The 26744-nt window shown below is 67.2% G+C and carries 22 protein-coding genes; 14 read left to right on the forward strand and 8 right to left on the reverse strand.

The window, feature by feature from the left end:
• The first annotated feature begins 2 nt into the window (after positions 1 to 2).
• The 5 genes from glcF to AC1DVA_RS04710 all read left to right on the forward strand — a co-directional run bounded on the left by glcF (position 3) and on the right by AC1DVA_RS04710 (position 6046).
• A complete protein-coding gene (gene glcF, locus AC1DVA_RS04690; protein WP_476805138.1) occupies positions 3 to 1376 on the forward strand; it encodes a glycolate oxidase subunit GlcF in 1374 nt (457 codons plus the stop codon).
• A 201-nt stretch (positions 1377 to 1577) separates the two neighbouring features.
• Positions 1578 to 3209: a histidine--tRNA ligase gene (gene hisS, locus AC1DVA_RS04695; protein ID WP_476805139.1), complete on the forward strand. Its 1632-nt coding sequence runs from the start codon at positions 1578 to 1580 to the stop codon at positions 3207 to 3209.
• A gap of 139 nt (positions 3210 to 3348) precedes the next feature.
• A complete protein-coding gene (locus tag AC1DVA_RS04700) occupies positions 3349 to 4461 on the forward strand; it encodes an ATP phosphoribosyltransferase regulatory subunit (protein ID WP_476805140.1) in 1113 nt (370 codons plus the stop codon).
• Complete coding sequence (gene hisG, locus AC1DVA_RS04705; RefSeq protein WP_265052400.1) at positions 4458 to 5429, forward strand: ATP phosphoribosyltransferase; 972 nt, start codon at positions 4458 to 4460, stop codon at positions 5427 to 5429. Before AC1DVA_RS04700 ends, hisG begins: the two co-directional genes overlap by 4 nt.
• Before the next feature lie 131 nt (positions 5430 to 5560).
• The gene (locus AC1DVA_RS04710; RefSeq protein WP_476805141.1) at positions 5561 to 6046 is read left to right on the forward strand and encodes an META domain-containing protein; all 486 of its coding nucleotides are present in this window, start codon (positions 5561 to 5563) and stop codon (positions 6044 to 6046) included.
• Between the two features lie 39 nt (positions 6047 to 6085).
• Here AC1DVA_RS04710 and AC1DVA_RS04715 read toward each other — a convergent pair whose 3' ends face one another.
• From AC1DVA_RS04715 to groES, 4 genes are all read right to left on the reverse strand, one after another.
• Positions 6086 to 8179, reverse strand: a complete 2094-nt coding sequence (locus AC1DVA_RS04715; RefSeq protein WP_476805142.1) for an ABC transporter ATP-binding protein/permease — start codon at positions 8177 to 8179, stop codon at positions 6086 to 6088.
• Between the two features lie 378 nt (positions 8180 to 8557).
• On the reverse strand, positions 8558 to 9670 hold the full coding sequence (locus AC1DVA_RS04720; RefSeq protein ID WP_476805143.1) for a branched-chain amino acid ABC transporter substrate-binding protein: 1113 nt from the start codon (positions 9668 to 9670) through the stop codon (positions 8558 to 8560).
• 336 nt (positions 9671 to 10006) lie between these two features.
• Positions 10007 to 11644 carry a chaperonin GroEL gene (groL, locus tag AC1DVA_RS04725; RefSeq protein ID WP_476805144.1) on the reverse strand — a complete coding sequence of 546 codons (1638 nt, stop codon included), beginning with the start codon at positions 11642 to 11644 and terminating at the stop codon, positions 10007 to 10009.
• 48 nt (positions 11645 to 11692) lie between these two features.
• Positions 11693 to 11980: a co-chaperone GroES gene (groES, locus tag AC1DVA_RS04730; RefSeq protein WP_061964603.1), complete on the reverse strand. Its 288-nt coding sequence runs from the start codon at positions 11978 to 11980 to the stop codon at positions 11693 to 11695.
• A 227-nt stretch (positions 11981 to 12207) separates the two neighbouring features.
• Between groES and AC1DVA_RS04735 the strand changes: the two genes are divergently transcribed.
• Positions 12208 to 12663: a MarR family winged helix-turn-helix transcriptional regulator gene (locus AC1DVA_RS04735; RefSeq protein WP_476805145.1), complete on the forward strand. Its 456-nt coding sequence runs from the start codon at positions 12208 to 12210 to the stop codon at positions 12661 to 12663.
• A gap of 69 nt (positions 12664 to 12732) precedes the next feature.
• Positions 12733 to 13215, forward strand: a complete 483-nt coding sequence (locus AC1DVA_RS04740; protein WP_476805146.1) for a PaaI family thioesterase — start codon at positions 12733 to 12735, stop codon at positions 13213 to 13215.
• On the opposite strand, the gene AC1DVA_RS04745 is transcribed toward AC1DVA_RS04740, so the two are convergent.
• Entirely contained in the window at positions 13202 to 14044 is an 843-nt protein-coding gene (locus tag AC1DVA_RS04745) for a DMT family transporter (RefSeq protein WP_476805147.1), read from the reverse strand. The two genes, AC1DVA_RS04740 and AC1DVA_RS04745, sit on opposite strands and share 14 nt — an antisense overlap.
• 281 nt (positions 14045 to 14325) lie before the next feature.
• Here AC1DVA_RS04745 and AC1DVA_RS04750 point away from each other — a divergent pair, with 281 nt between their 5' ends.
• Both AC1DVA_RS04750 and AC1DVA_RS04755 read left to right on the forward strand, forming a co-directional pair.
• Positions 14326 to 15747 carry a lipopolysaccharide biosynthesis protein gene (locus tag AC1DVA_RS04750; protein ID WP_476805148.1) on the forward strand — a complete coding sequence of 474 codons (1422 nt, stop codon included), beginning with the start codon at positions 14326 to 14328 and terminating at the stop codon, positions 15745 to 15747.
• A 166-nt stretch (positions 15748 to 15913) separates the two neighbouring features.
• Positions 15914 to 16711 carry a L,D-transpeptidase gene (locus AC1DVA_RS04755; RefSeq protein WP_476805149.1) on the forward strand — a complete coding sequence of 266 codons (798 nt, stop codon included), beginning with the start codon at positions 15914 to 15916 and terminating at the stop codon, positions 16709 to 16711.
• Between the two features lie 71 nt (positions 16712 to 16782).
• On the opposite strand, the gene AC1DVA_RS04760 is transcribed toward AC1DVA_RS04755, so the two are convergent.
• The 3 genes from AC1DVA_RS04760 to AC1DVA_RS04770 form a co-directional block, all read right to left on the reverse strand.
• On the reverse strand, positions 16783 to 17586 hold the full coding sequence (locus AC1DVA_RS04760) for a DUF2076 domain-containing protein (RefSeq protein WP_476805150.1): 804 nt from the start codon (positions 17584 to 17586) through the stop codon (positions 16783 to 16785).
• 103 nt (positions 17587 to 17689) lie between these two features.
• Positions 17690 to 18451: a L,D-transpeptidase gene (locus AC1DVA_RS04765; RefSeq protein WP_476805151.1), complete on the reverse strand. Its 762-nt coding sequence runs from the start codon at positions 18449 to 18451 to the stop codon at positions 17690 to 17692.
• A 213-nt stretch (positions 18452 to 18664) separates the two neighbouring features.
• Positions 18665 to 20071, reverse strand: coding sequence for an MATE family efflux transporter (locus AC1DVA_RS04770; protein WP_476805152.1), 1407 nt, complete (start codon positions 20069 to 20071; stop codon positions 18665 to 18667).
• A gap of 158 nt (positions 20072 to 20229) precedes the next feature.
• Here AC1DVA_RS04770 and AC1DVA_RS04775 point away from each other — a divergent pair, with 158 nt between their 5' ends.
• The 5 genes from AC1DVA_RS04775 to AC1DVA_RS04795 form a co-directional block, all read left to right on the forward strand.
• The gene (locus AC1DVA_RS04775) at positions 20230 to 21459 is read left to right on the forward strand and encodes a M20 family metallo-hydrolase (RefSeq protein ID WP_476805153.1); all 1230 of its coding nucleotides are present in this window, start codon (positions 20230 to 20232) and stop codon (positions 21457 to 21459) included.
• A 97-nt stretch (positions 21460 to 21556) separates the two neighbouring features.
• On the forward strand, positions 21557 to 22969 hold the full coding sequence (locus AC1DVA_RS04780) for an amidase (protein WP_476805154.1): 1413 nt from the start codon (positions 21557 to 21559) through the stop codon (positions 22967 to 22969).
• A 216-nt stretch (positions 22970 to 23185) separates the two neighbouring features.
• Positions 23186 to 24781 carry an ABC transporter substrate-binding protein gene (locus tag AC1DVA_RS04785; RefSeq protein ID WP_476805155.1) on the forward strand — a complete coding sequence of 532 codons (1596 nt, stop codon included), beginning with the start codon at positions 23186 to 23188 and terminating at the stop codon, positions 24779 to 24781.
• Positions 24782 to 24917: 136 nt separating this feature from the next.
• Positions 24918 to 25859: an ABC transporter permease gene (locus tag AC1DVA_RS04790; protein WP_265054391.1), complete on the forward strand. Its 942-nt coding sequence runs from the start codon at positions 24918 to 24920 to the stop codon at positions 25857 to 25859.
• Positions 25856 to 26744 (forward strand): ABC transporter permease (locus tag AC1DVA_RS04795; RefSeq protein ID WP_476805156.1); only part of this gene is annotated, 889 nt, incomplete at its 3' end. The genes AC1DVA_RS04790 and AC1DVA_RS04795, both read left to right, overlap by 4 nt.

The raw sequence follows: 26744 nt of genomic DNA on the forward strand, positions 1-26744 counted from the left end.
CGATGCAGACCAATTTCAGCCCCGAGCGTCTCGCCTCCGATCCGCGCATGCCGGCCTCGGAGAAGATCCTGCGGACCTGCGTGCATTGCGGCTTCTGCACCGCGACCTGCCCGACCTACCTCCTGCTCGGCGACGAACTCGATTCCCCGCGCGGGCGCATCTACCTGATCAAGGACATGCTGGAGAACGGCAAGCCGGCCACCGCGGAGGTGGTGAAGCACATCGACCGTTGCCTCTCCTGCCTCTCCTGCATGACGACCTGCCCCTCGGGCGTGCACTACATGCACCTCGTCGACCACGCCCGCGCCCATATCGAGGAGACCTATCGGCGCTCCTGGCATGACCGGCTGCTGCGCAACGTGCTGGCGGCGATCCTGCCCTATCCCGACCGTTTCCGTGCGGCGATGCTGGCGGCGCTCGCGGCCAAGCCCTTTGCCCCGCTGCTCGGCCTCGTGCCGGGCGTCGGCCAGAAGCTGAAGGCGATGCTGGCGCTGGCGCCCGCGCGTTTGCCGACACGCTCAATGATGGAAGGCCCGCAGAACTTTCCGCCGCCCGCGGCGCGGACGAGACGCGTGGCGCTGCTTTCCGGCTGCGCCCAGCCGGTGCTCGACCCGGCGATCAACGAGGCGACGATCCGCCTGCTCAACCGCCATGGCGTGGAGGTCGTGCTGCCGAAGGGGGAGGGCTGCTGCGGCGCGCTCGTCCACCATATGGGGCAGGAGCATGATGCGCTCGGCTTCGCACGCAAGAACATCGACGCCTGGATGGCTGAGGTCGATGGCGAGGGGCTCGACGCCATCCTGATCACGGCGAGCGGCTGCGGCACGACGATCAAGGATTACGGCTTCATGTTCCGCAACGAGCCGGCTTATGCCGAAAAGGCGGCGAAGGTCTCTGCGCTGGCGAAGGACGTCACCGAGTTCCTGGAGACGCTGGAACTTGCCCCCGTCCGCGACGTCGCCATGCCCATCGCTTATCACTCCGCCTGCTCGATGCAGCACGGCCAGCAACTCAAGGATGGGCCGAAGCGCTTGCTGTCCGGCGCCGGGTTCAAGGTCAAGGAGGTGCCGGAGGGCCATATCTGCTGCGGCTCGGCCGGCGTCTACAACATCCTCCAGCCCGAGATCGCGGGCAGGCTGCGCGAGCGCAAGATCGGCAATATCGAGCGCACCAAGCCGATGCTGGTCGCGACCGGCAATATCGGCTGCATGACCCAGCTCGCCAAGGGCTTCGCCGACAAGGGTGCAACCACCCCTGTCGTGCATACTGCCGAGCTGCTCGACTGGGCGACCGGCGGTCCGCTGCCGGAGAAGCTGGCGCGGGCTGGGATCGAGGACAGGCCGCTGCGGGAACCGGCGTTGGTCGCGGCGGAGTAGCAAGCGCGTCATACTCGGGCTTGACCCGAGCATCTCTGGCCGCAGAAGGCTCCTGCGCTTTCTCGTCATGAGATTCTCGGGTCTGCGCTTCGCTTCGCCCGAGAATGACGACGAGCGGCTTGCCCGTCGGGCCGGTACGGTCTAACCCGCCAGCTTATCCATTTCCGGGTACGCTTACCCGTTTCCGAGTTGCGAACGCCCATGTCCTCCGCCGACAAATCCGCTCCTGCCAAGCTGAAGGCCCGCCAGCCGCGCGGCTTCGTCGATCGTGGCCCGGCCGATGTCGCCGCCACCGAGCGCATGCTCTCCGTCATCCGCGAGAGCTTCTCGGTCTATGGCTTCGATCCGGTCGAGACGCCTTTCGTCGAGTACACTGACGCGCTCGGCAAGTTCCTGCCGGACCAGGACCGGCCGAACGAGGGCGTCTTCTCCTTCCAGGACGATGACGAGCAGTGGCTCTCGCTGCGCTACGACCTGACGGCGCCGCTCGCCCGCTATGTCGCCGAGAATTACGACGCGCTGCCGAAGCCCTATCGCAGCTATCGCGTCGGCTACGTCTTCCGCAACGAGAAGCCGGGGCCGGGCCGCTTCCGCCAGTTCATGCAGTTCGACGCCGATATCGTCGGCTCGGGCACCGTCGCAGGCGATGCCGAGATCTGCATGCTCGCCGCCGACACGATGGAAAAGCTCGGCATCAAGCGCGGCGACTATGTCGTGAAGGTCAACAACCGCAAGGTGCTCGACGGCGTGATGGAGGCCATCGGGCTCGGCGGCGAGGAGAATGCCGGGCGCCGGCTGAACGTGCTGCGCGCGATCGACAAGCTCGACAAGTTCGGGCCGGAGGGTGTGCGTCTCCTGCTGGGCGAAGGACGCAAGGACGAGAGCGGGGACTTCACCAAGGGCGCGGGGCTGGGCGAGGAGCAGGCCAATCGCATCCTCCTTCTAACAGGCCAAGTTGCCTTCCGCGAAAGCACGCCCGAATTGGTCGAGGCTTCTCGTCGTCGGAGTGAGTCTGCGCCGGCTGGAGATCCGACAGGCGAGGAAACATGGCCATCTGACGAAATGACGCTTTCATTCGCTCGCGATGCGGTCGTCGGTTCACAGCGCGGGTTAGAGGGAGTGGAAGAGCTTCGTCAGATCGCGGAGCTTCTGCGTGCAGCGGATTACGGTCCGGGCCGCATCCGCATCGACCCCTCCGTCGTCCGTGGCCTCGAATACTACACCGGCCCGGTCTACGAGGTTGAACTGACCTTCCCGGTTACCAACGACGACGGGCAGGTCGTGCGCTTCGGTTCGGTCGCGGGCGGCGGGCGCTATGACGGTCTCGTCGGACGCTTCCGGCCCGAGCCCGTGCCGGCGACCGGCTTCTCGATCGGCGTCTCTCGGCTTTACTCCGCGCTGAAGGCGGTGAAGTCGCCCATCGTCGACAGCCGCAACGAGCTGCCGCTCGTCGTCGTCACCGCGATGGACAACAAGTCGCCCGAGTTCATGCCGGGCTATCAGGCGATGGTCTCGGCTTTGCGGCAGGCGAAGGACGCCGACGGCAAGCCGCTGCTGCGCGCCGACCTCTATCTCGGCTCTTCCGGCTTCAACGCCCAGATGAAATATGCCGACCGGCGCGGCGCCGTCTGCGCCGTCATTCAGGGCTCGTCGGAGCGCGAGGCCGGCACCGTCGTCATCAAGGACCTGATCCTCGGCGCCGAGCTCGCCGCCGCCAGCCGCGACGTCAAGGATTCCGCCGAGCACAAGGCCAAGCAGGCCGAGGCGCAGTTCGCCGTGCCGGTGGCCGAACTGGTGGACGGGGTGAAGCGGGTCCTGGCGCGACATTCGTGAAGGCGCGTCATGCTCGGGCTTGACCCGAGCATGACGCCTCTCGCAGCCCGCCAAACTCCATTCACCCATTTCCCTCAAATCCCTCGAAAATTCGTCGCGCCGCTGCTAGGACGGCGCTCGCAACAGGACAGGACGAGCCGTGCCCGCCAGCCGCGCCAGCATCGACACCGTGATCGCGCTCTTCGCGGGCGAGGGTTATGCGCGGGCGGAGCCCGCCATCCTCCAGCCCGCCGACGTCTTCCTCGATCTGTCGGGTGAGGATATCCGCCGTCGTATCTTCATGACGCAGGATGCCGATGGCCGCGACTGGTGTCTGCGCCCCGAATACACCATCCCCGTCGCGCTCGATCACATCGCCTCGGGCTCGACCGAGCCGGCGTCCTATGCCTATGCCGGGCCGGTCTTCCGCATGCGCTCGGGCGAGCCGGGCGAGTTCCAGCAGGCCGGGCTCGAATCCTTCGGCCGGGACGATTCCACTGCCGCCGATGCCGAGATCATGGCGCTCACCATCGACACCACCGCCGCGCTCGGGCTGAAGGCGCCGCGCATCGCCATGGGCGATGTCGCGCTGCTCGGCGCGCTGCTCGATGGGCTGGCGGTGCCGCAGGGCGCGCGCCGCCGTCTCGTGCGCGCCGTCGTGCAGGGCAAGGGCGCGGAAGCCGTTGATGCGCTCGATCCGCCCGCGGCCGAGGGCGACGCTGCCCATGCCGGCCTGCTCAAGGCGCTGGAAGGGCAGGACCCCAAGGCCGCCCGCGCCTTCGTCGAGGATGTGCTTTCGATCGCCGGCATTTCGACGGTCGGTGGACGCACGGCGGGCGATATCGCCGAGCGTTTCCTGGCGCGCGCCGCCGAGCGCGAGAACCCGGTCAATGGCGACGTCAAGGCGCTGCTCGCCCAGGTGCTCGCCGTGTCGGGCGATCCGGATGCGGCCTCCGCGGCGCTGCGGGCGCTCGCCGATCAGGCTTCGCTCGATCTCGGCCGCCAGCTCGATGCCTTCGACGAGCGCACCGGCTTCCTGGCCGCGCGCGGCGTCGATGTCGGCGCCATCCAGTTCTCGGCAGGGTTTGCCCGCAATCTCGACTACTACACCGGCTTCATCTTCGAGCTGCACGACGACGCCCGCGGCGACGGCAAGCCCGTCGCCGGCGGCGGCCGTTACGACAACGTCCTCGGGCGCCTTGGCGCCGGCCGGCCGATCCCGGCTGTCGGTGCCTCGCTCTGGCTTGACCGCCTGACGGGAGAAGCCCGATGACCGATGCGCCTCTCGTCCTTGCCGTGCCCTCGAAGGGGCGGCTGCAGGAGAACGCCACCGCCTTCTTCGGTCGCGCCGGGCTGAAATTCGTCAAGGCCAGCGGCGAGCGCGGTTATCGCGGAACGATCGCGGGGCTTGATGGCGCGGAGGTCGCCTTCCTCTCGGCCTCCGAGATCGTGGCGCAGCTCGCCTCGGGTGCCGCCCATATCGGCATCACCGGCGAGGACCTCGTCCGCGAGCAGCTCCCGGATGCCGATGCGGCGGTCGAGATGTTGACCCCGCTGGGCTTCGGCCATGCCAATGTCGTCGTCGCCGTGCCGCAGGCCTGGATCGACGTGCGCAATATGGCCGATCTCGACGATGTCGCCTCGACGATGCGCGCCCGCCATGGCCGCAAGCTCCGCGTCGCCACGAAATATGTGCACCTGACCCGCCGCTTCTTCGCGCAGCACGGCCTTGCCGATTACCGCATCGTCGAGAGCCTCGGCGCCACGGAAGGTGCGCCGGCTGCCGGCACGGCCGAGATCGTGGTCGATATCACCACCACCGGCGCGACGCTCTCCGCCAATGCGCTGAAGGTGCTCGATGACGGCGTGATGCTGGCTTCGGAGGCCAATCTCGTCGCGTCGATGCAGGCGCCCTGGGGCGATCGTGCCAAGGCTGCTGCCAGGACCATCCTCTCCCGCATCGCGGCGGAGGAGGAGGGGCGCACGGTCCGCGAAGTGCGCGCGAGCCTCGCTCTCGCGCCGGATGTTCTGGCGGCACTGGAGGAGCGCTTCGGGGCTCGTCTTCCCTTTGGCGCGCCTGCGCCCGGCGCGCCGCTCACGCTGCATTGCCCGGACAAGGTCGTGTTCGCGCTGGTCGAGCATCTCGACGGGCTCGGCGCCGACGACGTGACCGTGACGGCACCGGCCTATGTCTTCCGCCGTTCGAACCGCCTGCTCGAGCGGCTCAACGCCAGGATCTGAAACGATTTTCCGTAGCGGAATGCTTTCCGCCGCGCTTCAGCCTTGATCCTGAGCCAATTGGCCTCTAGGCGTGTTAACCGATTTTGACGGCACGTCGCGCTGCCGCGCGAGTGAATGCAGGTAAGACGATCATGATCCGACGCCTTGGCCTTGCGGCCGTTCTTGCTGGCCTGGCCTTGCCGATGTTGATGCCGGGCGAGGCCGCCGCGCAGCGCCGCCAGCAGATGCCGTCCCGCTCCGAGCTGGGCGGCGGACAGACCGAGATTCCGCAAGCCCAGCAGGAGAAGACCTTTCCGCTGGGTGCGAGCTGGAGTGTCGTTCAGCTCAACGGCAAGCCGGTCTATGACCGGCGCGCGACGCTGCTCATCGACAAGAACCTGCGCGGCACCGGCTTCGGCGGCTGCAACACCTTCTCGGCTTCGGCCTATCCGCTGCGCCAGCAAGCGCTCGCCGTGGGGCCGATCGCGCTGACGAAGCGCAGCTGCGACAAGGGCGCGCTCGAATTCGAGCGAGCCTTCCTGACCGCGCTGCGCGCAACCCGCAACTGGGACCTCGTCAATGGGCGTCTCGTGCTCAAGGGCGCCGCGGGCGAGCTGACCCTCAGCCGCTCGCTCTGATCGTTTCGATCCCGACCGGACCGTTTCGCGCCGGCTGCCTCAGGCAGCCGGCGTTTTTGCTGTCGGCGTCGGCGTGAAGGTGCCGTCCGCGTTCGGCTCCATGATGACGATGGCGTCATGCATGGCGCGCAGCGTCGCGCGGTGGCCGATCGAGACGATGCGGGCCTCGGGCAGCTCGGCATCGATCGTGCCGTAGATCTCGCCTTCCAGCTTCTCGTCGAGCGACGCGGTGGCCTCGTCGAGGAAGAGCCAGTCCGGCTTGCTCAGCAGCGCGCGCGCGACGGCCAGCCGCTGCTGCTCGCCGCCGGAGAGCCGCTGCCCCCACAGATCGATCTCGTCGAGCCTGTCGGCGAGATGGCCGAGCTTGACCTTGTCCATCGCAGCACACATCGCGGCGTCGTCATAGGCTGTCTCTTCGGCCGGATAGGCCAGCGCGGCCCTGAGCGAGCCCTGCGGCAGATAGGGCCGCTGCGGCAGCAGCATGATCTCCGCGTTGGCGGGAATCCCGACCTTGCCGTCGCCGAAGGGCCAGATGCCCGCGATGGCACGGAACAGCGTCGATTTGCCGGAGCCCGAAGGCCCGATCAGCAGCGTCGAACGCGTCTTGCCGAGATCGAGCTCGCCGAGCTTCACGATCGGCTTGCCGTTCGGCAGCAGGAGCGTGGCATTGCGGATGCGCAGGCTCTCGTCGCGCGAGGTCTCGCGGCCGAGCGCTTCCTCCGAAATCGGCCCGTGATGCGCGTCTGCGATCGCCGTCTCGAAAGAGGTCAAGCGGTTGATCGAGGCGAGGTAGGACGCGATCGACGAGTAGCTGTTGATGATGAAGGAGAGCGCGGTCTGCACCCGGTCGAAGGCGCCGGCGACCTGCATCATGATGCCGAGGGTGATCGTGCCCGCGAAATAGTACGGCGCAAGAATGATATAGGGCAGCACCACGCTGAGCTGGTTGTAGGACAGGGTGAAGCTGGTGAGCTTCAGCCGGCGCCAGACCAGCCGGTAGAAGTTCTCGACGATGTCGCCGAAGCGATGGGCCAGATGGCTACGCTCGGTCGGCTCGCCCACCATCAATGCGATCTGCTCGGAATATTCGCGCAGGCGCGCCAGCGAGAAGCGGAAGTTCGCCTCGCGTTTCTCCTGCTCGAATTCGAGCCGGATAAGGGGGCGTCCGATGAGATGGGTCAGCCAGGTCGCGGCAGCCGCATAGAAGAACGCGACCCAGAAGATGTAGCCGGGGATGGCGAGGGAGGTGCCCGGCAGGGTGAAGGCGACGGGAATGTTCCAGAGGATGATCGAGAACGAGACCAGCGTCGAAACCTGCGAGAGCAGGGGCAGCGCGAAATTATAGGTTTGGTTGACGAAGGAGCGTGTGTCCTCGGCGATACGCTGGTCGGGGTTGTCGACGGTGCCGGCGAGCGCGATCCGGTAATGCGTGGCATGGTCGAGCCAGCGCTGCGTGTACTCGTTCGCCATGAACTGCCGCCAGCGGATCAGGATGGTGTAGTTGGCGAAGAGCTCGATCAGGTTGGCGACTACCCATATCGCGGCCCAGATGCAGAAGACGTAGAAGAGCTGATACCAGAATGCCGCCGCATCCTTGTTCTGCAGCGCGTCATACATGTCGCGATTGAAGAACGAGAGCCGCAGTGTGATGCCGACCTGCGCCTGGTTCAGCACGATCAGGAAGACGAAGAGCGCGACTGCCAACGTGCCGAGGCGGATATTGAACGGCCCGATCGGCCAGAGATTGGCGGTGGTGGTCTGGTCGGATTCGAAATAGGGCGATGCGATCCGCGATATGCGCGCGATGACCGGCACGAAGGAGATCGCGTAGATCAGGATGCCGAAGACGCCGACCGTGATCGGCAGGCTCGTGGGAGCCGGCGGGATCTGCAGCGCCTCGGACCACCAGCCGACCTGCGCCATGATCGCGGCGGCGCCGAACAGCAGATACTCGATGGCGAAGACGCCCGAAAATATCCGCAGGAAGAAGGACAGGCTCGGCGAGCGGAAGGTCACCACCGCGAGCAGCAGGCCAACGACGCCCATGCCGATCAGCCCGGCCGATCCGGCTTGCTGGCCGACGACCAGCGTGACGACCGCCAGCACGGCGACGAGAATGCTCAACAGACGCATGGGCTGAAATCCTGGCGGGAAACGGTGGGAGCCACGATTCGGACCATGTCGCAGCGGATAGGGCCTTTCAATGGCCATGCGCCTGGATGAGCAAATTGTCATCTGACGGACAGGCGCTCGCGAGGCGCAGGAAGGCGCTGGTTGCCTCCTGCTTTTCGTCGAGGCGCGGGTCATCCCGGACGCAGCGCAGCGGAGATCCGGGATCCATCATGGAGCGCCGTCGAGGCCCTCGATGGATCCCGGGTCGAGCCCGGGATGACGGCGTGGTTCGGTGAAACGAGGGCATGTTTTTCGAGCCAGAAAACGAAACGCCCCGGACGGGCGATGCTCGTCCGGGGCGCGAAGCTGGAGGTCCGGCGGGGTCGGAAGCCCTGTTCGTCACTCGGCCGAGACGATCTTGCCGGCGTCCCATTTGTACATGGCGAAGCTCGGCGAGCTCAGGTCGCCGGTCTTGCCATAGGTCAGCGTGCCGATCGCCGTCTTGACCGGCATGCCCGATTGCAGCGCCTTGGCTGCGCCGCTGGCGTCCCCCGCCTTGCCGGCCTTCTCGATGGCTGCCTTGAGCACCTCGACCGCGGCATAGGCGTTCAGCGTGAAGGCCTCGGGCGGAATGCCCTTCTCCTTCAGCGCCGCGACGGCCTGGGCCGAATCCGGGTTCTTCAGCGCGTCGGTGGCGTTGGTGAAGAGGGTGCCCGTGGCGTGGTCGCCGCCGATCGCGGCGAACTCGGTGTTGGACAGGCCTTCGCCGCCGATGATGGTCGCCTTGACGCCGGCATCGGCGAGCTGGCGGGAGAGCAGCCCACCCTCCGGGTGATAGCCGCCGAAATAGATCATATCGACATTGGCGGCCTTGAGGCGCGTCACGACCGCGGACATGTCCTTGTCGCCGGGGTTGACTGTCAGCGCGGCGACCTCCTTGAGGCCGCCGGCATTGATGCCCTTCTGGAAGGCGTCGGCGAGGCCCTTGCCGTAAGTGCCCTTGTCGTGGACGATCGCGATCTTCTTGTCCTTCAGGTTCTTCAGAACGTAGGTCGCGGCGATCTCCGCCTGCTGGTCGTCGCGGCCGCAGGTGCGGAAGACGTTGGTCAGGCCGCGCGTGGTCAGCGCCGGCGAGGTCGCCGTCGGCGTCACCATCAGCAGGCCGCTTTCCGCCAGCACGTCGGAAACCGCCATGGCGACGCCCGAGGTCACCGGGCCGACCACAAACTTGACCTTCTCGCCGACCAGGAGGTTGGCGGCCGAGACACCCTGCTTGGGATCGCCGGCATCGTCGGCGAGCTTCAGCACGAGCTTCTCGCCGAGCACGCCGCCGCTCTTGTTGATGACGTCGACGGCGGTCTGGGCGCCGTTCTTGACCTGGTCTCCATAGGCGGCGACCGGACCGGTCAACGGCGCGACAAGTCCGATGGTGATGTCGGCCTGCGCAGCCTGGCTTGAGAGGAACAAGGCGGTCGCGATAGCGACGCCCGAGAGGAAATGGGACTTCTTCATTTGCATCTCCCTACGACATGCAACTTATGCGCGCGATCCTGCCGTGGATCGCTTGTCGCATGTATAGGCCATGACGAGCCGAGGGGCACTGCCTGCTTTTTCATCAGCTTTGGCGGGAAACGCATGGCTGCTGCCAGCCCACTCCCGCGAAATCCTGATGTCATCCCGGACGGAGCGAAGCGGAGATCCGGGATCCATGCCTGAACTCAGGCGGAGATGCTCCGGCGTGGATCCCGGGTCTCCCTTCGGTCGCCCGGGATGACGCGGCGCATGTTTGCTCAAACGAAAAAGGCCCGGCTTGCGCCGGGCCTTCCATAGTTCGCTTGGAGCGATGGATCAGAARTCCATGCCGCCCATGCCGCCGCCGCCCATCGGGGGCATCGGGGAGTCCTTCTTCGGCAGCTCGGCGATCATCGCCTCGGTGGTGATCAGCAGGCCAGCGATCGAAGCCGCGTCCTGGATCGCCGTGCGCACGACCTTGGTCGGGTCKATGATGCCGGCCTTGACCAGATCGCCGTACWCGCCGGTCTGGGCGTTGTAGCCCCAGGAGTAGTCCTTCGACTCCAGCAGCTTGCCGATCACGACCGCGCCGTCATCGCCGGCGTTGTCGACGATCTGSYKGGCMGGAGCCATGATCGCCTTGCGGACGATCTCGACGCCGGTCTTCTGGTCGTCRTTSKSGGTCTTGATCGMCTTGACSGWSGASAGCGCRCGCAGSAGSGCRACGCCRCCGCCCGGMAGRAYGCCTTCTTCGACCGCAGCGCGGGTCGCGTTCAGGGCRTCGTCGACGCGGTCCTTCTTCTCCTTGACCTCGACCTCGGTCGMRCCGCCGACGCGGATGACCGCGACGCCGCCGGCGAGCTTGGCCAGGCGCTCCTGGAGCTTCTCACGGTCGTAGTCCGAGGTGGTCTCCTCGATCTGCGCCTTGATCTGACCGACGCGGGCCTCGATGTYCTTCTTCTTGCCGGCGCCGTCGATGATCGTGGTGTTCTCCTTCTCGATGCGCACCTTCTTGGCGCGGCCGAGCATCTGGAGGGTCACGGTCTCGAGCTTGATGCCGAGGTCTTCCGAGATCAKCTGGCCGGCGGTCAGGATCGAGATGTCCTCGAGCATGGCCTTRCGGCGATCRCCGAAGCCCGGAGCCTTGACGGCCGCGACCTTGAGGCCGCCGCGGAGCTTGTTGACGACGAGSGTGGCGAGAGCCTCRCCCTCSACGTCCTCGGCGATGATCAGGAGCGGCTTGCCGGTCTGAACGACGGCCTCGAGGATCGGCAGCATCGCCTGGAGCGAGGACAGCTTCTTCTCGAAGATCAGGACGTAGGGGTCTTCCAGCTCGGCGACCATCTTCTCCGAGTTGGTGATGAAGTACGGCGAGAGATAGCCACGGTCGAACTGCATGCCCTCGACGACGTCGAGCTCGGTCTCGGCGGTCTTGGCTTCCTCGACGGTGATGACACCCTCGTTGCCGACCTTCTGCATGGCGGTCGAGATCATCTTGCCGACCGACTCGTCGCCGTTCGCCGAGATGGTGCCGACCTGCGCGACTTCCGCGTTGGACGTGACCTTCTTGGAGTTCTTCTTGAGGTCGGCGACGATGGCCTCGACGGCCAGATCGATGCCGCGCTTCAGATCCATCGGGTTCATGCCGGCGGCCACCGACTTGGCGCCCTCGCGGACGATCGCCTGGGCCAGAACGGTCGCAGTCGTGGTGCCGTCGCCGGCATGGTCGTTCTGACGGGACGCGACTTCGCGAACCATCTGGGCGCCCATGTTCTCGAACTTGTCGGCGAGCTCGATCTCCTTGGCGACGGTGACGCCGTCCTTGGTGATGCGCGGAGCGCCGAACGACTTCTCGATCACGACGTTGCGGCCCTTGGGACCGAGCGTGACCTTCACGGCGTTGGCGAGGATGTCCACGCCGCGCAGCATCTTGTCGCGGGCGTCGGAAGAGAACTTGACGTCTTTGGCAGCCATGAGAGCTACTCCTTGAAATGGAAACGGAAGCGAGCGGTCAGGCGGCTATCAGCCGACGACGCCCATGATGTCGGATTCCTTCATGATGAGGAGATCCTGGCCGTCGATCTTGACCTCGGTGCCCGACCACTTGCCGAACAGGACGCGGTCGCCCTTCTTGACGTCGAGGGCAACGAGCTTGCCGGCTTCGTCACGCGCGCCGGAACCGACGGCGATGACCTCGCCCTCCTGGGGCTTTTCCTTGGCGGTCTCGGGGATGATGATGCCACCCTTGGTCTTCTCTTCGCCATCCAGGCGGCGGACCACGACGCGGTCATGCAAAGGACGGAACTTCATGGTTCTGTCTTCCTCTCGGTCTTATTCGGTGCGGGCGCCGCAGAAGGGCCCCGGGTGAGGCTGTTAGCAGTCACCTGACGGGAGTGCTAACAGATGCCGCGGAGATAGGCTTGGGGTCGCGGAGAGTCAAGGAAGCCTGCGACGATAAAGTGAACGCCGCCAGATGCGGCATCGCCGCCCTTCGCCTACTGGCTGCCGCCAGCGCTAGAACACGCTAAGATGGCCGAATGACGACACCCGTTCCCGACCCCCGCCTCGACGCCATCGCCCGTTCCTGCGTCGCGCTGCACGTCCGCATGACGGCGCGCGCCGTGACGCGCGCCTATGACGAGGCGATGCGCCCGAGCGGACTGAAGATCACCCAGTTCGTGCTGCTCTCGGCCTTGAGCACGGGGCAATGGAAGTCGGTGACCGAGCTGGCCGAGCGCTTCGCGTTGGAGCGCACGTCGCTGACGCGCAATCTCCAGCTGCTGGCGGTCGAGGGAATGGTCGAGCCGGTCGAATGCCGCGGGCGCGCCTCCGTCTATGCCGTGACGGAGAAGGGCCGGGCCGCGATCGAAGCCGCGATCCCCTATTGGCGGGCCGCGCAGGACAAGATCGAGGGCGGCTTCGGCGAGGAGCGCTGGCGCGATACGCGCGAGGGGCTCAAGGCGCTGCGCAAGGCGGCGCGTGACGTGCGTTGACGCACGGCTCCGATTGACGCGCCTGCCGTCCTCTCTCTATCGTGCAGATACACGATTGGAGAGGAAACCATGGATCGGACCTTTGGTGTTGTGTCCCGCGAGGTGCTGGTTGCGGATGGGGGGCTGAGCTTCTTGCGCGGCATCATTGCCGGCACCCAGCCGGCCCCGCCCTTTGCCCAGACCATGGATTTCGATCTGGTCGAGGCGGAGGAGGGCAGGGTCGTCTTCGTCGGTGTGCCGTCGGCGCGCTTCTTCAACCCGCTCGGCACGATCCACGGCGGCTGGACCGCGACGATCCTCGACTCCGCCATGGCCTGCGCCGCGCACTCCACGCTGAAGTCAGGCGAGGGCTACACCACGCTGGAGATGAAGCTGAACTATGTCCGGCCGGTCATGCCCGATAGCGGCACGGCGCGCTGCGAGGGCAAGCTGATCCATCGCGGCGGTTCGGTGATCACGACCGAAGGCAACCTGCGAGACGAGCGCGGCAGATTGCTGGCGCACGGCACGGAGACCTGCCTGGTCTTTCCGGCGAAGCCTAGCGCCGGCTGACCGCGACGGCGCCGGCCACGATCAGCAGCGCGCCGAGATAGGTTGTGTACAGCGGCACCTCGCCGAAGACGAAGAAGCCGAGCAGGCTCGCCCAGATCAGCGCCGTGTATTCGATCGCTGCCAGCCGGGAGGCGGTCGCCCTGGCATAGGCCGAGGTGAGCGTGAGATGACCGGCGACGCCGAGCGCGCCGGCGACCAGATAGATCCCGAGGTCGGCAAGGCCCATCGGCACGAAGGCGAAAGCGGCGGGGACGGCGAGGCACAGCGCCGGCCCGACATTCTGGAAGGCGACGATGACGGTGGGGTGTTCCCGGACCGCGATCCGCCGCAGCAGGATCAGGTTGAAGGCATAGCTCACTGCCGAGAACAGGGCGGCCGCGACGCCGAGACTGGCGCCGCTGACATGGCCCTGCAGCCGCGGCCAGACCATGACCAGCATGCCGGCGAGCCCGAAGCCGAGCGCCTGCAGGATGCGTTTGTCGATCCTCTCCTTCAACAGCAGGCCGCCGAGCAGCGCGACGAAGACCGGGGCGAGGAACGACAGCGTCAGCGCCTCGGCGAGCGGCAGCACCGAGATCGAATAGAAGAAGCTGCCGGCCGTGAGCACGACGAGGGGGATGCGCGCGACATTGCCGATGACGCTCGCGCGCGTCGGGCGGGGTGGGCGTGCGATCGCGAGGACGATCAGCGCGCAAAGGCCGCCCATCAGGAAGCGCATGAACAGCGCCAGGGCGAAGGGCTGATGCTGCATCTGGCCCTTCAGCACCGCATCCATGGCGGTGAGCAGGGCGATGCCGAGCGCGGCGCGCAGAGCGATCGACGAGGTCATGATGTCAGGCCGCGTCCATGGCTTTCCGGAAGGCGCCCGTGCGGACCATGGGCAGCAACCTCCGTCTAAGGCCGATCCCGGGGCGCGGATAGGGGAGGGGCGCACAGGCCCCCAATGCCGCCATTGCAGGTGTGAAAGCGCCGAACGTGCCGGCGCCGACACCTCCCGGCTTGGAAAAGTGCGGCGTCGACGCTAGGCCATATCGGGGCAGGCTTGCGGCAGCCGGGCGAATCGCGCGAACCGCCACGCAGCGCCGCGCAGGACGAAGTGACCGAGAGGCGATGACCGTTCTTCTGCCCTTCATCGTCAATGCCGGGCTGAATTTCGTCCTCGGGCTGCTCGTTGCCCTGTTCCTCGGCCCCGCAGCTTTCGGGGTCTATGCGATCGGCGCCGCGATCGTCGTCCTGGTCAACACGGCGCTGCTCGACTGGCTGAAGCTCTCGGTCATCCGTTTCTATTCGGGCCGCGATCGCGATCCCGGCATCCGTGCGACCCTCGATCTGCTCTTCGCCGGCATCGGCCTCTCGCTCTGCGCGCTGTTGGCCGCGGCGCTGCTGGCCGGCATCGATACGGGCCTGCCGATGACCCTGCTCGTCGTCGCCGTCGCCGGGGGCGTCGGTGCCGGCTGGTTCGACTATCACGGCGCCATCGCCCGCTCGCGCTTTCTCGATGCCGCCTATGCCCGTCTCGTCGTCGTCAGGAGTTCCGTCGCGCTCCTGCTGATGGTCGGCGCGGCGTGGCTGATGCGCGATCCCGTGCTCGTCCTTCTCGGCGGGCTCGTCAGCACCATCGTCTCGGTGCTCGCCGTGCGCCGCAGGCTGGCCGAGGAAGGACCGGGCTTTGCCGCGGCGCGGGCCGACCTCGCCCGCAGCTTCGCGCGCTATGCGCTGCCGCTGGTGGCCGGCAACGCCGTTTATTCCATCATCCCGCTGCTCAATCGCGCGATCCTGGCGGATCGTCTTGGTTTTACGGAAGCCGGCTATTTCTCGCTCGCCTCCGATATCGGCCTGCGGCTTTTCCCCGTGCTGGCGTCGATGCTGGAGATCCTGCTGCTGCGAGAGGTCATCCGCCTCGACGAGACGCGGGGGCGGCTGGCAGCGCAGAAGCGCATCGCGCGCAATATGGCGTTGGTGCTTGCCGTCGTCCTCCCCGTCGCCCTGGGCTTCTGGTTGACGCTGCCGGCCTTCGAGCGGGTCTTTGTGCCGGCGAGTTTCCGAGGTCACTTCGCCCACCATATGGCATTGCTGCTGCCCGGCTTCGCGGCGATCGCGCTGTTCCAGGCGGCGATCTACCCGGTCTTCCTGCTGGAAAGGCGTACGCGCGTCGCGGCGCTCGCCGCTCTGGTGGGGCTGGTGGTCAATCTCGCCGTCATCTACCTGCCGCCGGGAGCGTTTGCGCCAGGGACGATCGCAATCGCGCAAAGTGCCGCTTTCATCACGGCGTTTCTCGTCACCGGCGCGGTGGCCTTGCGCGCGCTGCCATCCTGGCCGCCGCTGCGCGATATCGGCTGCATCGTCCTCGCCGGTGTCGTGATGGGAGCGGTGGTCTGGCCGCTGCAGAACCGCTTGCCTGCGTCGCTGGAACTGCCGCTTCAGATCGTACTCGGCGGGCTGGCCTATGCGGCTGTCATCCTCGCCTGCGATATAGGCCGCTGGCGCACCGGCCTGAAACTGCGGTGGCTCGCCCGAAAGAGCGCGCGGTGATAGCGCCTGCAACTTTTCCTTCACCCTGACATTTGACGCCGCGCTAAGGTTAATTCCGCGAATTGAGCGGTTTGGGCACGGTTTCGGCCCGCAAACCTCGGCGATTCACCATTCCTTTGAGGCAGCGCCGCAGGCTCCCGGCAGTTGATGTCGAGAGTATTGCGTGATGCGTCGAACGATTATGCTTCCGCTGCTGGTCGTCGCCGGCACCCTGGCTGCGAGCGCGGCCGTGGCGCAGGGCTATGCCGCCTCGAACGACCCCATGGCCGCCGCCCGCGGCCGGGCGAATTATGGCGGCGGCTTCATCGAGATGCTGATGACCGGCCGCGACCCGACGCCCTATGGCCGCGGCGGCGCCGTCTACAACCGCCCCGGCGGCTACGCTTATGGCCAGACGGTCCGATCTGCGCCCGGCTACGAGGTCGACCCGTTCGAGGCGGCGGGGCAGCCGCGTGCTGGCCGCCGCATGGCCGCGCTCGGCGAGCCGGTCGAGCCGCAGCAGGGCATCCAGCAGATCGTCGATCCGCGCTTCCGCAAGCAGGAGGTCGCCTATGACGGGCCGCACAAGCCCGGCACGATCATCATCGACACCCCGCAGCGTTTCCTCTTCCTGGTGCAGCCCGGCGGCAGGGCCCTGCGTTACGGCATCGGCGTCGGCCGCCCCGGCTTCTCATGGGCGGGGATGAAGACGGTGTCCCGCAAGGCGGAATGGCCGAGTTGGACGCCGCCGGCCGAGATGCTCAAGCGTCGGCCGGATCTGCCGCGCTTCATGGCAGGCGGCCCGGAAAACCCGATGGGCGCGCGCGCCATGTATCTCGGCTCGACGCTCTACCGCATTCACGGCACCAACGAGCCCAACACCATCGGGCAGGCGGTCTCGTCAGGCTGCATCCGCATGACCAATGACGACGTCACCGATCTCTACGAGCGCGTGCGCGTCGGCGCCAAGGTGCTGGTGATCTGAGGCGGAGCGGAAAGCCGCTCGCAAGAAAAAGCCCGCCTTCTCAGGCGGGCTTTGTCGTTTCGGTGCTGGCGTCAGACCCAGCTGTCATCGTCGCCGGAATCGAGGCCCGGATCGTCGTCCTCGTAAGTCGCTGGCTCGGATCTGGCCTCGCCGTCATAACCCTGGTCGTAGCCCGAGCGATCCTGCGCTGCCTGGTCCGAGGCGCCCTGGTCATAGGCCGCCTGTTGCGTGCTGGCACCGGCATCGGTGTTGGTGCTGGCGCTCGTATCCGCCGCGGCCGCCGGGGTCGCGGGCTTGGCAGCGTTACCCGCGCCGCTGAAGGCATTGGTCAGGACGTTGCCGAGGACGAGACCGCCGGCGACGCCGGCCGCCGTCGTCAGGGCGCTCGCCATGAAGCCGCCGCCACGGCCGGCGGCCTGCTGCGGCTGGTTGCTCCACGGGCCGGGCTGCGCGGACGCGGCGGCCTGCATCGGCGCCGCCTGCATGGGCTGGCCCTGCGGCTGCGTGTTCCAGGCGCCGGACGGCGCGGGCGCGTCGCCGCGCGGCGGGACGGAGGGCACCGATCCGGCACGCGGCGGGCTGGCGCCGCCGAAGATGCCTGACAGGAAGCCGCCGGCCGCCGGCTGGGATGCGGCCTCGCTGGCGCGGGTCTGAGCTTCGCGCAGCTGCGCCTGCAGGCTCTCGACCTGCTGGTTCAGATTGGTGAGGGCCTGCTCCTGCACATAGACCGCCTGGGCCATGGCATAAGGCGCATAGGGCTGCTCGCGCAGGCGTTCTGCGATGAAGTTCTCAGCCTCGGGGTCGCGGGGCTGACTGGCCGCCTGTTTCAGGCGGTCGAAAATCCCGGCGATCACGTCGCGTTCCTGCGGCGTCATCGTCATCTCCTCTCGTTGCGCGGCATCGCTTGCGCCGCGCTCAAGAGGTGGGACCGTCCTGTGACAGTATCAAGGCCGAAGCCGCGGCACGCTGCCGCGCGCTTCAGATGCTGCCGCCGAAATCGTCATCCGGCGGCGGGATCTCGTCGCCATCCATGTTCGGCTGCAGCGTGCCGCGGTTGAGCACCACGACGGCCGTGCCGGTCGGTACGCGGCTGTAGAGATCGATGATGTCCTGGTTGAACAGGCGGATGCAGCCAGACGAGACGGACTTGCCGATCGACCACGGCTCGGACGTGCCATGGATGCGATACAGCGTGTCGCGGCTGCCCTGGTAGAGATAAAGCGCGCGGGCACCGAGCGGGTTCTCGAGCCCGCCGGCCATGCCGGCAGCCCAGGGGCGGTTCCGCTCCGGCTCGCGGGCGATCATCGCGGGAGTGGGCGTCCAGCGCGGCCACTGCGCCTTGCGGGCGACGGTGGCCCGGCCACGCCAGGACATGCCCTGCTTGCCGACGCCGATGCCGTAGCGGATCGCCTTGCCGTTCTCCTGAACGAGGTAGAGGAAGCGGTTGTCGGTATCGACGACGATGGTGCCGGGCTGCTCGCGTGTCGGATAGGACACGATGCGGCGCAGGAACTGCGGGTCGACCTCGTCCAGGTCCGTCGCCGGCAGCGGGTGCTGCTCGTCGGGCCGCTCGCCATACATCGCGAGATACTCGGCGCTGACATGCGGCCCACGCGAGGCAACCTCGAAGGGTTGCTGGCGCTGGCCTACGCAGGCCGCGAGGAAGAGCGGGGTCAGCGCCGCGAAAACGCGACGGGTCGGCCGGGCGAGGGAAGAGGCGGGCGGGCGGGCGGGGGACATCGACAAAAAACTCGGCGTTGCGGGCGGGAAATCAACGGTGGGACGGCGCCGGGGTTCCATGCGCCGTTGCAGGTCCCCGTTCAAGGTTCCCGAGATGGCCGTGGGGTGAACAGGAGGTGGCCAAATTGTGTCCGTGCAACTCTGTTGCCGATCAGCCACAGACGGGGTCGGGTCACACCCTGCATCAGGCGCCGCTTCGATGATCGGATTAAGCTAGGACGCTTCCCTCAAGCCCCACCGCAGCAGGCCCAGCCGCTCGCGCGCCCACCAGCGCCACAGCATCATCACGGCGACGACGGCAAGCCCGATCGCGAGCCCGATCCAGATGCCGCGCCCGGCGAGCGGGGTCAGGAAGCCGAGTGCCGCTGAAAGCGGCAGGCCGATGCCCCAATAGCCGATGCCTGCCAGGATCATCGGCAGGCGGGTGTCGCCGAGCCCGCGCAGGATCGACGAGCCGATGACCTGCGCGCCATCGGCGATCTGGAAGACTGCGGCATAGAACAGGAAGATCATCGCGAGCTGCGCCACCGCTTCCGCCCCCGGCTTGGAGCGGTCGAGGAAGGGCGCGACCAGCCATTGCGGCACGACAGCCATCAGCAGGGCGGTGCAGGTCATGAAGCTCAGGGCGAGGATGAGCGCCATGGTGCCGGCGCGGCGGATGCCGTCCTTGTCGCCGGCGCCGAAGGCGCGGCCCACGCGCACCGTGCCGGCCTGGCCGATGCCGAGCGGCACCATGAATGTCAGCGAGGCGATCTGGATCGCGATGGCGTGCGCCGCGAGGGAGGACGCGCCGATCAGACCCATCAGGAAGGCGGCGCCGTTGAAGATCACCACCTCGAAGGCGAGCGTCAGGCCGATGGGCAGGCCGAGGCGCCAGAAGGCGCGGTAGCGCGACCAGTCCGGCACCCAGAAGCGGCCGAGCAGATGATAGCGCCGGAAGCGCCGGTCGAGCACGACGACGAGCGCCAGCCCCGCGAACATCAGGGCCGATGACAAGGCCGTCGCCAGCCCCGAGCCCGGCAGGCCGAGCGCGGGAAAGCCCAGCTGCCCAAACATCAGGCACCAGTTGGCGAGGGCGTTGAAGGCGACCGCGAACAGCACGACGATGAAAGCCCAGCGCGGCCGCTGCAAAGCGGCGACGAAGCCGCGCAGGCACAGATAGAGGAAGAAGGGCAGCAGGCCCCATTGCAGCGTGTGGACATAGGAAGCTGCTGCCTTCGACAGGCCGGGGTCCTGCCCCATCGCCCTGAGAATGAACTCGGCCTGCCACAGAAACAGCCACATCGGCCCGACCATCGTGGCGGCGGCCCAGAAGCCTTGCCGCACCGTGCGGCGCAGATCGCGCACCGCATGCCGGTTGCGGCCGAGTTCGATCGCGATCATCGGCGAGACCGCACCCATCACGCCGATGCCGAAGATCAGCACGGAATTGTAGAGATTGGTGCCGAGCGCGCCGGCTGCCAGGGCGTCCGGGCTGAGATGGCCCATCATGATGACGTCGGTCGCCGTCATCGCCGTCTGCGCGACATTGGTCAGCACCATCGGCCAGCTGAGGGCGAGCATGGCGCGCGCCTCGGTGAGCCAGGGACTGAGCGGTTGCGAGGCGTCGGCGATCGTCATGAAGCTCTTTCTCGGGGCGCCGCTTCTACTCCCGATTGCAACCCCGAAACAGCCACGCCCATGTCTGACGCCGCCCGGAGCCGATGCGCTGGACGCGGGTCGACAAGCGACGTTGCGGTCTGCATCTTGCCTTCCGGAACGCAGGGGGGCCTGAAGCGATGAGCACCAATCTGAGGATCGACGGCGCGAGATTGACCTCGCGCCTCGGAGAACTCGCGAAGATCGGTGCCACGCCGGAAGGGGGCTGCCGTCGCCTCGCCCTGACCGACGAGGACAAACAGGGTCGCGACTGGCTCGTCGCTCAGATGCAGGCGCTCGGCCTCGACGTCCGCGTCGACGCGATCGGCAACATCGTCGGCATCCTGAAGGGGCTCGAGGACGGACCGGCTCTCATCATGGGCTCGCATATCGACACGGTCGGCACCGGCGGGCGCTTCGACGGCGCGCTCGGCGTCGTCGCCGGCGTCGAGGTCCTGGCGGCGCTGCGCGATGCCGGGCTCACGCCGAAGCGCGACATGGCCGTCATCGCCTTCACCAACGAGGAAGGCGCCCGCTTCCATCCCGACATGCTCGGCTCCTATGTCTGGGCCGGCGGCATGAGCGTCGATGCGGCCCACAAAGAAGTCGATTCCGAAGGCGTCGGCCTCGGCGCCGAGCTGAAGCGCATCGGCTACGAGGGTGCCGAGCAGCCGGGCTTCCTGCCCGCGCATGCCTATCTCGAGATGCATATCGAGCAGGGGCCGATCCTGGAGAGCGAGGGCGGCGGCCTCGGCGCCGTCACCGGCATCCAGGCGATCTGCTGGCTGGAGCTCACCCTGAAGGGGCGCCCGAGCCATGCCGGCACGACGCCGATGGCCTATCGCAAGGATCCCGGCCTCGCTGCCGCGCGCATCAACATCTTCGCCAACGAGCTGACCAAGACGATCCCACACCAGCTCGCCAATTGCGGTGTCATCCGCACGCAACCCGGCAACGTCAACGTCGTGCCAGAGACGGTGGTGATGACGCTCGACCTGCGCAATCCGCTCGATGCGCCGCTCGCCCAGGCCGAGGAGGCGGTGCGCCGCTTCTGCGCCGAGCTGGCCGAGCGCGACGACATCCAGATCTCGTTCCGCGACCTCGCGCGCTTCCCCGCGACGCCCTTCGCCGAGGAACTGATCGCCGAGGTCGAGCGCAGCGCCGGCGAATTCGGGCTGCCGATCCGGCGCATGATCTCGGGAGCCGGCCATGACGCGCAGATGATGGCGCGGCTCTGCCCGACCGCGATGGTCTTCATTCCCTCGATCGGCGGGCTCTCGCACAACCCGGCCGAGTTCAGCACCGACGACGACATGGTCGCCGGCGCCAACATCCTGCTCAGCACGGCCTGGCGCGTCGCCAACGCCTGAAAGCGCTTGAACAGATCAGCCCGCGTCCTGAGAAGCGCCACTGGTGCGGATCAGGATGAGGGCTCGGTTTCCCAATAAGGTCATAAAAGGAGCTTCGATGACGACGATCGCCTCGCTTTCCGCCGCCGAGCTCGGCCCGCTCTACGCCAGCAAGGAACTCTCTCCCGTCGAGGTCGCGAAGGATGCGCTCGCTCGCATCGAGCGCTTCGAGCCCGACATCAACGCCTTCACGGTACGTGGCGACGCCGTGGCGCTGGCGATGGCGGAAGCGTCGCAGGCACGCTGGCTGAAAGGCGAGGCGGTCGGCCCGCTCGACGGCGTGCCCGTCACCATCAAGGACAATATCGGGGTCGCCGGCTGGTCGATGCAGCGCGGCTCCGCAATCGCCTCCGACGCGCCCTTCGCCGAGGATTCGCCCGCCACGGCGCGGCTGCGCGAGGCCGGCACGGTCTTCCTCGGCAAGACCACCATGCCCGAATATGGCTGGAAGGGCGTCGGCGATTCCCCGGCCTCGGGCATCACGCGCAATCCCTGGAATACCGGGACCGGGCCCGGCGGTTCCTCCTCCGGTGCCGCTTCCTGCGCCGCGCTCAATCTCGGCTGTATCCATATCGGTACGGATGGCGCCGGCTCCGTGCGCATCCCGGCCGCCTTCACCGGTGTCGTCGGCCTGAAGCCCAGCTATGGCCGCGTCCCGGCCTGGCCGGTCTCGACCATGGGTTTCCTCGCCCATATCGGGCCGTTGACCCGCACCGTCACCGATACCGCGCTGGCGATGCAGGTGATCGGCCAGCCCGATACCCGCGACATGACCGCGATGACGAGCCGCCCGCCGGATTATGTCGACGGGCTGAAGGGCGGCGTCAGGGGCCTGCGCATCGCCTGGTCGCCGCGCCTCGGTCAGGATGTGATCGTCGATCCCGAGATCGCGGCGCTTACGGCAGCCGCTGCCCAGATCTTCGCCGAACTCGGCGCGACGGTCGAGGAAGTCGATCCCGGCTTCGCCGACCCCGTCGAGACACTGATGACGATCTGGGCGTCCGGGGCGGCCCTGGCGCTGCGTGGCGTCGACGCGGCGACGCGGGCACGGATGGATCCCGGCCTCGTCGCGGTGGCCGAGCGGGGCGGACGCATTCCGGCATCGACCTATGCCGACGCGCTGCTCAACCAGCGCAATGCGCTGGCCTCCCGCATGGCGCAGTTCCATGCCCGTTACGACCTGCTGCTGACCCCGACGCTGCCGCTGCCGGCCTTCGCCGTCGGTCGCAACACGCCGGAGCATGGCGCCTATGGCGAGGACTGGACGCGCTGGACGCCCTTCACCTACCCCTTCAACATCACCGAGCAGCCGGCGGTCTCGGTGCCTTGTGGGCTGACACGAGCGGGGCTGCCGGCGGGGCTTCAAATCGTAGGCGCCTTTGGCAAAGATGCACTGGTGCTCAGAGCGGCTGCGGCCTTCGAACAGGCCCAGCCTTTCGCGCGCATCGATCTGCCGGTCAAACCGCTTTAATCGCGAATTTTTTCGCTATTGTCGGAATTTCCGCATAATATTGCGATGGGAGCGACAAGCCAAGGATTCCAGCTCCTGAGGCTCCGTGTGGCACGAACCGTGCAGGCGGCCGAAAGGTCTCGATCAGGTGCCATTGCTTGTTGTCAGGCAGGATTTTTCTGCCCAGACTTGCAGCAAGGCAGCCCGATCAGAGGCGCCGCTTCAGGGGAGAACATAATGGATCGCAGGACATTTCTGAAATCCGCGACGGGCGTCGGCGTAGCGGCAGCCACGGGCGGGCTGGCGATGCCGGCGCTGGCGCAAGGGGCAAGCAAGACCCTCCGCTTCGTGCCGCAGGCCAACCTCGCGAATTTCGACCCCATCTGGGGAACGCAATACGTCGTCCGCAACGCCGCCGCGCTGGTCTGGGACACGCTCTACGGCATCGATTCCAAGTTCCAGCCGCAGCGCCAGATGGTCGAGGCCGAGGAGGTCTCCTCCGATGGCCTGACCTGGACGTTCAAGCTGCGCTCCGGCCTGAAATTCCATGACGGCACGCCGGTCACGTCGAAGGACGTGGTCGCGAGCCTGGTGCGCTGGTCGGCGCGCGACCCGATGGGCCTGATGATCCGCGGCCTGCAGGTCGAGCTTGCCCCGGTCGACGAACTGACCTGGAAATGGACGCTGAAGCAGCCCTTCCCGAAGATGCTGCTGGCGCTCGCCAAGAACAACGCCCCGTGCTCCTTCATAATGCCGGAGCGCATCGCCAAGACCGACCCCTTCACGCAGATCACCGAATATGTCGGCTCGGGCCCGATGAAGTTCCTGCGCAGCGACTGGGTGCCCGGCGCCAAGGCGGTGTTCGAGAAGTTCGCGGACTACAAGCCACGCTCCGAGAAGGCGGACTGGCTCGCCGGCGGCAAGAACATCCTCGTCAACCGTATCGAATGGGTGATCATGCCCGATGCGGCGACGGCGGCCGCAGCGCTCCAGAACGGCGAGGTCGACTGGTGGGAGACGCCGCTCGCCGATCTCGTGCCCGTGCTCAAGGCGCATAAGGACATCAACGTCGATATCGGCGATCCCCTGGGCAATGTCGGCGCCTTCCGCATGAATCACCTCTTCCCGCCCTTCAACAATCTGAAGGTGCGTCAGGCCGTGCTGACGGCGCTGAACCAGGAAGACTACATGCGCGCCGTCGTCGGCGACGACGACAAGCTCTGGAAGCCGCTGCCGGGCTTCTTCACGCCGGGCACGCCGCTCTACACCGAAGAGGGCGGCGACATCCTGAAGAAGCGCAACGTCGCCGAGGCGAAGAAGCTGCTGGCCGAGTCCGGCTACAAGGGCGAGCCCGTCGTCTGCGTCGTCGCGCAGGACATGGCGGCCACCAAGTCGATGGGCGACGTCACGGCCGAGTTGCTCAAGAGCATCGGCATGAACGTCGATTTCGTCGCCACCGACTGGGGCACGGTCGGCTCTCGCCGCGCCCAGAAGACCCCGCCGGGGCAGGGCGGCTGGAGCATGTTCCACACCTGGCACGCCGGCGCCGACTGCATCAATCCGGCCGCCTATACCGCGATCCGGGCCAATGGCGAAAAGGCCTGGTTCGGCTGGCCTGACGTGCCGACCGTCGAGGCAGAGGTCACCAACTGGTTCAATGCCAAGGACCTGGCCGGCGAAAAGGCGGCAATGGCCAAGCTCAACAAGGCGGCGGTCGAAAACGTCGTCTATGCGCCGACCGGCTTCTATCTGAGCTACCAGGCCTGGCGGAAGAACGTCTCGGGCGTCGTCAGCGGCCCGCTGCCCTTCTTCTGGGACGTCACCAAGGCCTGATGCCTGTCGCGGAGCGGCGGGGCCGCTCTGCCTCTTCGGAGCCGGCCCGGCCGCTCCGACACCTCGCCTCGTCGCGACCCGGACGAAAACCGGGCCGCGGCTCCTGGATTCGATGTGAACGAGGCTCGTCGGCCTTATGCTCGCTTTTGTTGTCAGGCGCATTTTCACGACCATCCCTGTGATGGCCTTCGTGGCGCTGTTCGTCTTTTCGCTGCTCTATATCGCGCCGGGCGACCCGGCGGCCATCATCGCCGGTGACCAGGCCTCGCCCGCCGATGTCGAGCGCATCCGCGCCAGCCTSGGGCTCGACCGGCCCTATCTCGTGCGCTTCGCCGAATGGTCCTTCCGCGTGCTGCAGGGYGATCTCGGCACCTCGATCTTCACCTCGCTGCCGGTGACGCAGCTCATCTCCCAGCGCATCGAGCCGACCGTCTCGCTGATGGTGCTGACCGTGATCTTCGCCGTCGTCATCGCCGTGCCGATGGGCGTGCTCGCGGCCTGGAAGGCCGGGAGCTGGATCGACAAGGCCGCGATGGCCTTCGCCGTCCTCGGCTTTTCCGTGCCGGTCTTCGTCGTCGGCTACCTGCTCGCCTATTTCTTCGCGCTGAAGCTCGATTGGCTGCCGGTGCAGGGYTACACCCCGATCTCGCAGGGCCTGTGGCCCTGGCTCAGGAACCTGATCCTGCCCTCGGTCACGCTGGGCCTCGTCTATATCGCGCTGATCGCCCGCATCACCCGCGCCACGATGCTCGAGGTGCTCCAGCAGGAYTACGTCCGCACCGCCCAGGCCAAGGGCGTGGCCCAGAAGGACGTGCTCTTCCTGCACTCGCTCAAGAACGCGGCGGTGCCGATCGTCACCATCATCGGCATCGGCATCGCGCTTTTGATCGGCGGCGCGGTCGTCACCGARAGCGTCTTCGCCATTCCCGGCCTCGGCCGGCTCACCGTYGATGCCATCCTGCGSCGCGACTATCCCGTGATCCAGGGCGTCGTGCTGATGTTCAGCCTGGTCTACGTGCTGGTGAACCTGCTGATCGACCTGACCTACACCCTCGTCGACCCGAGGATCCGCTATTGACCGCKCAATCGTCCATTCCGGCCCCCGTCGGCGTCGTGGCTGCCGAGCCGATCAAGGCTCCCGGCCTCAGCCGCTCCGTGCGCTTCCGCCGCTATCTGCGGCGCCACCCCTCCGTCGCGATCGGCGGCGGCCTGCTCGTGCTGATGGCGCTCATCGGCATCTTCGCCCCGCTGCTCGGCACGGTCGACCCGACCGCGATCTCGCCGTCCAGGCGCACCCGCGTGCCCTCCGAGCTCTACTGGTTCGGCACCGACATGCTCGGCCGCGACATCTACTCGCGCGTGATCTACGGGGCGCGGGTCTCGCTCCTCGTCGGCTTCAGCGTCGCCGTGCTGTCCTCGGTCGTGGGGCTGACCATCGGCCTCTTCGCCGGCTTCGTGCGCTGGGCCGACGGCATCATCATGCGCGTCATCGACGGCATGATGTCGATCCCGCCGATCCTGCTCGCCATCGCCCTGATGGCGCTGACGCGCGGCTCGGTCGGCAACGTCATCCTCGCCATCACCATCGCCGAGATCCCGCGCGTGGCGCGCCTCGTGCGCGGCGTCGTGCTGTCGCTGCGCGAGCAGCCCTATGTCGAGGCTGCCGTGGCCAATGGCGCGCGCGTGCCGCGCATCATCATCAGACATATCCTGCCCAACACCTTCGCGCCGATGAGCGTGCAGGCGACCTATATCTGCGCCAGCGCCATGATCGTCGAGGCGATCCTGTCCTTCATCGGCGCCGGCGTGCCGCCGGCGACGCCGTCCTGGGGCAACATCATGGCCGAGGGCAGGGCGCTCTGGCAGGTCCGGCCGCATATCATCCTGTTCCCGGCCGTGTTCCTCTCCATCACCGTCCTCGCCGTAAACCTCCTCGGCGACGGCCTGCGAGACTCCCTCGATC

The sequence above is a fragment of the Allobosea sp. P4_C6 genome (genome assembly GCF_056402015.1).

Bases quoted from the DNA above. Each gene is read 5' to 3' on its own strand.
- glcF (WP_476805138.1), top strand. From the start codon at position 3: ATGCAGACCAATTTCAGCCCCGAGCGTCTCGCCTCCGATCCGCGCATG.
- hisS (WP_476805139.1), top strand. From the start codon at position 1,578: ATGTCCTCCGCCGACAAATCCGCTCCTGCCAAGCTGAAGGCCCGCCAG.
- hisG (WP_265052400.1), top strand. From the start codon at position 4,458: ATGACCGATGCGCCTCTCGTCCTTGCCGTGCCCTCGAAGGGGCGGCTG.
- AC1DVA_RS04710 (WP_476805141.1), top strand. From the start codon at position 5,561: ATGATCCGACGCCTTGGCCTTGCGGCCGTTCTTGCTGGCCTGGCCTTG.
- AC1DVA_RS04715 (WP_476805142.1), bottom strand. From the start codon at position 8,179: ATGCGTCTGTTGAGCATTCTCGTCGCCGTGCTGGCGGTCGTCACGCTG.
- AC1DVA_RS04720 (WP_476805143.1), bottom strand. From the start codon at position 9,670: ATGAAGAAGTCCCATTTCCTCTCGGGCGTCGCTATCGCGACCGCCTTG.
- groES (WP_061964603.1), bottom strand. From the start codon at position 11,980: ATGAAGTTCCGTCCTTTGCATGACCGCGTCGTGGTCCGCCGCCTGGAT.
- AC1DVA_RS04735 (WP_476805145.1), top strand. From the start codon at position 12,208: ATGACGACACCCGTTCCCGACCCCCGCCTCGACGCCATCGCCCGTTCC.
- AC1DVA_RS04740 (WP_476805146.1), top strand. From the start codon at position 12,733: ATGGATCGGACCTTTGGTGTTGTGTCCCGCGAGGTGCTGGTTGCGGAT.
- AC1DVA_RS04745 (WP_476805147.1), bottom strand. From the start codon at position 14,044: ATGACCTCGTCGATCGCTCTGCGCGCCGCGCTCGGCATCGCCCTGCTC.
- AC1DVA_RS04750 (WP_476805148.1), top strand. From the start codon at position 14,326: ATGACCGTTCTTCTGCCCTTCATCGTCAATGCCGGGCTGAATTTCGTC.
- AC1DVA_RS04755 (WP_476805149.1), top strand. From the start codon at position 15,914: ATGCGTCGAACGATTATGCTTCCGCTGCTGGTCGTCGCCGGCACCCTG.
- AC1DVA_RS04760 (WP_476805150.1), bottom strand. From the start codon at position 17,586: ATGACGCCGCAGGAACGCGACGTGATCGCCGGGATTTTCGACCGCCTG.
- AC1DVA_RS04765 (WP_476805151.1), bottom strand. From the start codon at position 18,451: ATGTCCCCCGCCCGCCCGCCCGCCTCTTCCCTCGCCCGGCCGACCCGT.
- AC1DVA_RS04770 (WP_476805152.1), bottom strand. From the start codon at position 20,071: ATGACGATCGCCGACGCCTCGCAACCGCTCAGTCCCTGGCTCACCGAG.
- AC1DVA_RS04775 (WP_476805153.1), top strand. From the start codon at position 20,230: ATGAGCACCAATCTGAGGATCGACGGCGCGAGATTGACCTCGCGCCTC.
- AC1DVA_RS04780 (WP_476805154.1), top strand. From the start codon at position 21,557: ATGACGACGATCGCCTCGCTTTCCGCCGCCGAGCTCGGCCCGCTCTAC.
- AC1DVA_RS04785 (WP_476805155.1), top strand. From the start codon at position 23,186: ATGGATCGCAGGACATTTCTGAAATCCGCGACGGGCGTCGGCGTAGCG.